5 protein-coding genes and 1 pseudogene are annotated in these 7,162 nt (G+C 41.3%); all 6 read right to left on the reverse strand.

The features are described 5' to 3' along the window. Nucleotides 1-74 precede the first annotated feature (74 nt). The 6 genes and pseudogenes from GXZ17_RS10425 to GXZ17_RS10450 all read right to left on the reverse strand — a co-directional run bounded on the left by GXZ17_RS10425 (nucleotide 75) and on the right by GXZ17_RS10450 (nucleotide 6,549). Nucleotides 75-1,064 (reverse strand): C4-dicarboxylate TRAP transporter substrate-binding protein, encoded by a 990-nt coding sequence (locus GXZ17_RS10425; RefSeq protein WP_409377220.1) that lies wholly within the window; start codon nucleotides 1,062-1,064, stop codon nucleotides 75-77. Nucleotides 1,065-1,363: 299 nt separating this feature from the next. Further along, nucleotides 1,364-2,398: a Gfo/Idh/MocA family protein gene (locus GXZ17_RS10430; RefSeq protein WP_409377221.1), complete on the reverse strand. Its 1,035-nt coding sequence runs from the start codon at nucleotides 2,396-2,398 to the stop codon at nucleotides 1,364-1,366. Between the two features lie 11 nt (nucleotides 2,399-2,409). Next, nucleotides 2,410-3,537: a M24 family metallopeptidase gene (locus GXZ17_RS10435; protein WP_409377222.1), complete on the reverse strand. Its 1,128-nt coding sequence runs from the start codon at nucleotides 3,535-3,537 to the stop codon at nucleotides 2,410-2,412. 15 nt (nucleotides 3,538-3,552) lie between these two features. Beyond that, a pseudogene (locus GXZ17_RS10440) lies at nucleotides 3,553-5,025 on the reverse strand (tripartite tricarboxylate transporter permease). 24 nt (nucleotides 5,026-5,049) lie between these two features. Continuing rightward, nucleotides 5,050-5,526 carry a tripartite tricarboxylate transporter TctB family protein gene (locus GXZ17_RS10445; RefSeq protein ID WP_409377223.1) on the reverse strand — a complete coding sequence of 159 codons (477 nt, stop codon included), beginning with the start codon at nucleotides 5,524-5,526 and terminating at the stop codon, nucleotides 5,050-5,052. Between the two features lie 48 nt (nucleotides 5,527-5,574). Beyond that, nucleotides 5,575-6,549 carry a Bug family tripartite tricarboxylate transporter substrate binding protein gene (locus GXZ17_RS10450; protein WP_409377224.1) on the reverse strand — a complete coding sequence of 325 codons (975 nt, stop codon included), beginning with the start codon at nucleotides 6,547-6,549 and terminating at the stop codon, nucleotides 5,575-5,577. Nucleotides 6,550-7,162: the final 613 nt, after the last annotated feature.

Consider the following 7,162-nt stretch of genomic DNA (forward strand, 5'->3'; position numbering starts at 1 on the left):
TAATTTCCAAATCTGTTTATGTCTTATTACCCCCAAGCCAAGTTGGCTTGGGGGTAATAACAATCTTTCACCTACTACTTTCCAATTTCCTGGTAAACTTTCTCTTTGGCTTCACTTATGCCTAAGACCTCATAGGCTGCTTCTCCAGCTTTTTTGAACGCTTCCAGATCAACATCTTCAATTATAGTCACGCCTTTTTCCCGAATTATTTCTTTAGTTTTCTCAGTATTTTCCTCAATCAAGTAAGAAGTTTCCAGACCTGCCCGGTCACACTCTTCCACTAAAATTTTTTGATACTCCTCAGGAAGACTGTAAAACCATTTGCTGCTTATTACTTCGAAGTTTACCAGCAAGAAATGACGAGTTTCACTGATGTAGTTGAGAACTTCATAAAGGTTACCTGAGGTGACATTATCATACACTAATTCTGCTCCGTCTATTGCACCCTGCTGCAAGGCAGTATACATTTCGTCGAAGTTCAAAGCAACAGGGGTCGCCCCCAATGCTCGAACAGATTCCTGCCAGATAGGAGCAGGTGCAGTCCGGATACGCAGACCTTTTAAATCTTCGGGAGTTCTAACTTCCTTATCCTTAGTCATAAAGTGCCTGTAACCTTGCACCCAATTAAAGGACAGCACTTTAAGACCATATTCCTTATCCAGCTTGTCTATCCATTCCTGAATCGAAGGGGATTCATGAAGTTTTTGGACCTCTTCAATACTTTCTACAAAATAAGGACCATTTATTACCGCAATTTCAGGTACATAGTTACCGAGGCGAGCAGCATCAGTATTTTGTCCCACCGGAACACCTTGACGGATCTGCTCTATGATGTCTTCTTCAACTCCCAATTGAGCACTATGGAAAACCTCAATCTTTAAACCCCCATTGGTTCTTTCATATACCCGCTCAGCCCATTTCTGAAACCCTTCATGATAAGGGTGACCGGGAGCCAACACATGATTAAACCTCAAAACATATTGTTCCTGAGCCAGAGCAACTGAAGCCCAGAATCCCACTACCATCGCTAACACAATGATAATTCCAGTTAGTTTTTTAAGCATCTTAGTAAACCTCCCTTTTTTAAATTAATGTTAAATCAATAAGAAACTCCAAAATAAGAACTTAAGAACGTTTACCATCTATGCTTTAATCACCCCCTTAATTTATGGAAAATCCCTATTTTGCCCAAACCAGCAATTTTTCAATTGTTAAAGAAACCATTAGATTGTGACATGTAATACCTGATATATCACATCCTAATTTTATCAAACCTGGCAAAAAATTCAATATCTAATTTATAAACATTGTTTTATACCTAATAAATATTTCTTTACTAAATTTAATAGGATGACTTATCTTGTTAGAGAGGAAGTTCTACCACTCTGCTCTCCAGAGCAGATATTCGTGCTGCTTCAATCAATTCCACTGCTCTTCTTCCTTCTCGACCATCCAAGGGGGGATTCTTACCTTCTCTCAGAGCGTTAACAAAGTCCTGGAGCATTCTTACAAAAGGCTGAATATCCACACCAGCAGGGTCACTTGCTCCAGATAGGCCACCTTGTCCTCGCTCTATAACCGGTATTTCCTCAGAAAGAGTATTAAGATAGACTATCTTGCCTCCTTCAATGATGGCACTCCCTCGCTCAAAATGAAACTCCAGTCTCTCCGGAAAACCAGGATACGTAGCTGTACTAGCTTCGATGCTACCTAGAGCTCCATCCTTAAACTGAATAGAGGCCACTGCCACATCTTCGACTTCTATTCCCGTATGAGCCAGAGTATTCATAAAACCACATGCTTTCTCAGGTTCACCTAAAAACCAGAGCAAAAGATCTATACTGTGTGAAGCCTGAATAGCAAGTGCCCCACCACCAGAGGTCTCTACACGTCCTCTCCAGGGCCGAGTATCGTAATATTCCTGCGTCCGATACCACTTTACATAAGCACTTCCCATTACTGTTCTACCCAGAAGCCCTCTCTCTTTATACTCTTTAAGCATAAGAGAAGCATCATCATAGCGATGCTGAAAAACAGCACCAAGGATAACCCCTGCTTCCTCACAGGTTCGGATTAATTCATCGGTACGTTGTAAATTGCTTTCTAGAGGCTTTTCCACCAAGAGGTGTTTACCTCGAGGAGCAATTTCTTTAACTACCTCAAGGTGACTACCCGTAGGAGTAGCTACAATAAAAGCCTGAATATCTTCCCTTCTCAAAGCCTCATCAAGGGAAAGAGCTTCTACTCCAAAATTTTCAGCCAGCTCGGAAGCTTTTTTAGTATTCCTACCCACTATAGCTATTAGTTTTGCCTCGTCAAGCTGAGTAAGAGCTTGAGCGTGGAGTTTTGCAGCAAGCCCATAACCAACAATTGCAAATCCTATTTGCTTATGGCTCATAGCTCACCCTCCTAAAGCAAAAGCAGATCTGGTCGCTCAAAATGAAGATTTTCCACTTCTAGGTTAAAAACCGGAAAACGTACCGGGTAAGTTATAAATAGTGGGCCATGAGAAGTAGAAATAAAACCATCTTCGGATTTAGTACCAGCTATAGATGGATTCCAGCAAAAAGCCTGGTTCTCGAGAATGTTTTCCTGGCACTCAAAATCTACCCGGTAATCTCGAGGCAAATAACCCATCGCTCCTCCCTGATGATGACGTTTCCACTCCTCAGGATATCCCAGCTCCTGGTAAAGCTCTACTGCTCTCTGAAGAGGGAGTACAGCTTTGTTACCAGGTCTTGAGAGAGCGATCATCTCGCATTCGATACGTACATTATCACGATATTGTTTCAAGAATTCTGGCGAAGGTGTTCCAAAATAAACCATGCGGGTTACCGTGGTTACCAGACCACCATATCTAGCCATGACACTTGCCAGCAATAACCTTCTAGCCGAGTTTCGAAAAGCTACCGGGTGGCGGAACCGATAAGCACGTTCGTCAGCAGCTACCTGGAGTCCAATAGGTTCAATCCTTTTCTTCCAGAGTCTGAGAGCAATTTCTGCAGCTACCTCCGATTCAAGCACACCAGGATGCAAACTACACAGTACTTCTTCGAGTGTCCAGGAAACTTCCTTACCTAACCAGAGATAACGTTCCTTTTCTGTTCCCAGAAGCTGATAACGACAGCGATTAATTTCTCCTGATAAATCTTGAGTTCCTGGAAAAGTAATATCACAACCAATACTACCCTCTCCGCAAATTTCTCGCACAATTTTCATTTCATTTTCTTCATACCAGGGATATTCCACAAGTTCAAACCCTTTTGCAACTACTTTCTCTTCCTCCTTCATCCGGGGGGCCTCAATATTACTGACTATAACATAGCTTCTGTCATCAGTAACCAAGATGCTACTCACCCCAGTATCTTGAGCCATACAGAGGACATTAGTCCCACCGGCAGTCAACCAGCTGAAATTTACATGCCTTTTTAAAAGTAAGGCCTTCAAATTTTTTCCTTCTATAAGTTTGCGAAGACGGACTAACTTTTCTTGAATCTCCTGCTTTACGGAAGAATCCAGATTATTTTTCTCCAACATAGTCTCCACCTCTTTCTAATCTTTTTTTCGAAAGGCAAAGAACAGCGATAATCCTGCCAGAATTAAAAAACAAAGCGAAATAGGACGAACAAAGAGTATTGACCAGTCACCCCTTGAAATCAGAAGACTCCGACCTAATTCTCCCTCAGCAATAGGACCAAGAATCATACTGATAAGCAATGGAGCCACTGGAAAATCAAACTTCTCCATAAAATAACCTATCACTCCAAATACCAGAGCAACTGTAATTCCAAAAGCACTTGAACTATCTGCATAAGCCCCAACTACACATAACAAAAGTACTAAAGGAGAAAGAATTTTTTTGGGAATGGCGAGTATTTTTGGAGAAAATCGCGCTCCAAACAACCCCAACACTAAAATAAAAAAAGCAATCACGAACATGGATGCAAAAAGCCGGTTCACTACTTCAGGTTGTTCCCGGAAGAGCATGGGTCCAGGATTTACTCCAAAAAGAATTAAGATTCCCAGCATTACCGCGGTAACAATATCTCCAGGAATACCCAGAGTTAAAAGGGGAATAAGCGCTCCTCCAGTTGTGGCATTGTTAGCCGATTCTGGAACAGCACCTCCTTCTAACACTCAGCTACCAAACTCTTCTCCTCTTTTAGAGAACTTGCGATACTGACCATATGCTAAAAAAGTGGCTATTGAACCACCAATACCGGGAATTGCGCCAATTAATGTACCCACTGCTGATCCAAAGAGAGAAGCCCCTAAAATTCTTTTCAGCTCTTCCCGGGAAGGCCAAATTCGTCCTATTTTATTAATCACCTGGTAAGTTATTCCTGCCTCCTCTATGTCTCTCAACACTTGAGAAACCGCAAAAAGACCAATCATTACCGGTAAAAGTGGTAACCCTCCTTCAAGAGCATAAGAACCAAAAGTAAATCGGGAATAACCTGATATGGGATCCATTCCCATAGTACCTAGAAAGAGCCCCAGCAGAGCAGAGATTAAACCTTTAATGACATCTTTTCCGGTTACACTAGCAATAACGGTGAGGCCAAAAACCACCAGAGAAAAAAATTCTGGTGGGCCAAACTTAAGTGCTACCCTGGCAATTTGCGGAGCAATCAAGAAAAGAGCTATTGCACTGAGCAGGCTCCCTACAAAAGAAGCAATAGCTGAAGTTGAAAGAGCAAGACCTGCTTCTCCTCTCTGGGCCATGGGATAACCGTCAAGGACAGTAGCGGCAGCGGAAGGAGTTCCGGGCGTACGAATCAAAATTGCAGGTATGGAACCAGCGAACATAGTTCCTCCATATATTCCGAGCATAATCATTATTGCTTCTGCAGCCGGAATATGATAAACAAGAGGCAGAACAAGAACAATGCCAGTCGAAGCTGAAAGACCGGGCAAAGCACCAACTATAAAGCCGAAAACCACTCCTCCAAAAATATACAGGAGAGTCTGAAAGTCAAGAATTTGTCTCAATCCTTCCACAAGGCTTATCTGAATGACATCCATTTTCTACCTCCAGAAATATCTATCTCAAAAAGGATAGGGAATTGGTAAAGCAGGTCGAGGTAAAGCGACCATAAAAATTCGATAAAAAACGAAGTACATTATGATACTCGACCCAAAAGAAAGGATTAAAGCTTTACCCCATTGATTTACTCCGGCAAGAATAAAAATCACCCAGAAAAAAATTCCTGATGCATAAACAAATCCCAAGAGAGGTAAAAGAAGAATATACAACCAAGCAAAGACCACAAAAATCGCGATTTTCTTAATTTTTTCGAAATTTAAGTTTAAAGAAGCAGAATAAGACTGCGCCTTTTCCCTTCTTTGTTTCAATCCCCTTAAAATTAAAAATAGGTTCAAAACCATCAAACCCCCCAAAGCAATAGCGGGAAACAAACCAGGACTTATACCCACGTGGCTTTGAGGAAGCCCCATCGCCCCTATTAGAAGAAACCCCGAAACAAACAAGAGTGAAAATCCAATTATAATATCAGCTTTCCCCATTTTGCGATACCTCCTCGGTGTCCCCTTGTAGAAGGGGACACCGCAAAATCATTTGTAAAATTCTCCTAGCCCATATTTGGTGATAATCTCTTGGTAACGCTCAAACTCTGAAGCAAGGTGCTTTCCGAACTCCTCTGGGCCAAGATATAGCGCATTTTGCCCTAAGTTTTCGGCATCCTTCTGAAAATCAGGGTCTTCCAGCACTGCCTTAAAAACTTCAGCAATCTGTTCTACAATTTCAGGATCTACTCCTTTGGGAACTACCACGCCCCTCCACATGAATGCCGTAAAGTCATAACCTTGTTCTTGAGCTGTAGGAAATTGGGGAAATTTCCCAAGCCGCTCTTCAGCAAAAACTGCAAGCATCTCCAGCTCACCGGCTTCTACGTTAGGGAAACCCTCAGGGGAAGAAGCTACTACTGTATCAATATGCCCTCCAAGCAAAGCATTAACGGAGGGACCTCCGCCATCAAAGGGTACATGAATGAACTTCAGGTCAAAAGCGCTCTCAAAACACAATGCCACCAAATGGTTACCACCACCAGCACCGCTGTTACCTACCGTCACCACTCCCGGGTTTTCCCTGACATACTCAACCAGCTCGGGAAGACTGTTCCATTTTTTTAATTTACTATTTACTAGTATATAGCAGGGATTATTTACCAGCAGACATACTGGATCAAAGCTTTCAATAGGATGATAAGGAGCAGGCCCCATTAATGCTCTGGTAATAACAGGGTTAACAGCAGCAACCAGAGTATAACCATCAGGCCTGGCTTTGGCGCCCTCACCATAACCTATAGCCGATCCTCCTCCAGGTACATTCTTAATAATCAATTGTTTGCCATTAGCATATTTGGGAAAATACTTAGCAACTGCTCTATACAATACATCGGTGGCTCCCCCTGCTTCCCAGGGAATAATTATTTCTACCTCCTTTTCTGGCCACTCCTGAGCCCAAGCAACTCCTGCAGTACTCAAAAACAACACAAACATCAAAAAACATACAAAAAACTTCCTCAATCTACTCACTCCCTTCTCAAGATTTTTCAAAAAACTAAAGTTTCTCTCTTAATCAAAAACCAGAAAACATGTCACCTCCTATTTCCTTATAATAGTTAATAGTTAATATTTAATATCTGATATATCAGCAATTATACAAAAAATATATATTTTCTTATGGAAATCTTTTTAAATTATCTATTAATGTGAAATCCCCCAATTTCCTTCACCTCCTTTGTTCAGACTTTCAGACCACTACAAGCGTAGTGTATCGTCTTCCCTAAAGTTTGTCAATAGATCGAATTGCCTCAACTAAAATCAAAGTGAAATTAATATTCCCTTAAGAGAATATTCTTAAGGGGGGGATTAGAGATGAAGTATCTCTCGCAGGCACGAAGAGAGATCATTTATGAGGGAAATTAAAAATATGATAAACTATCCAGGAAAGGAAAGAAAGAGAGAATCGATAACCTAACAGCTATTGCTTCAGGTAACATTTTCATAGAATATTGAAATAAAAATTGAGTGGTGTTTTTTAACCACTATTAGATTATAATATGGATTAGTCTACAAAAGATGAGGGCAGGAGAGATTGGAATATGGATGAAAAACGAGCGTTAAAGATAGATTTAGA

Source organism: Candidatus Sordicultor fermentans, assembly GCF_012728195.1.
GTDB classification, from domain to species: domain Bacteria; phylum Atribacterota; class Atribacteria; order Atribacterales; family Caldatribacteriaceae; genus Sordicultor; species Sordicultor fermentans.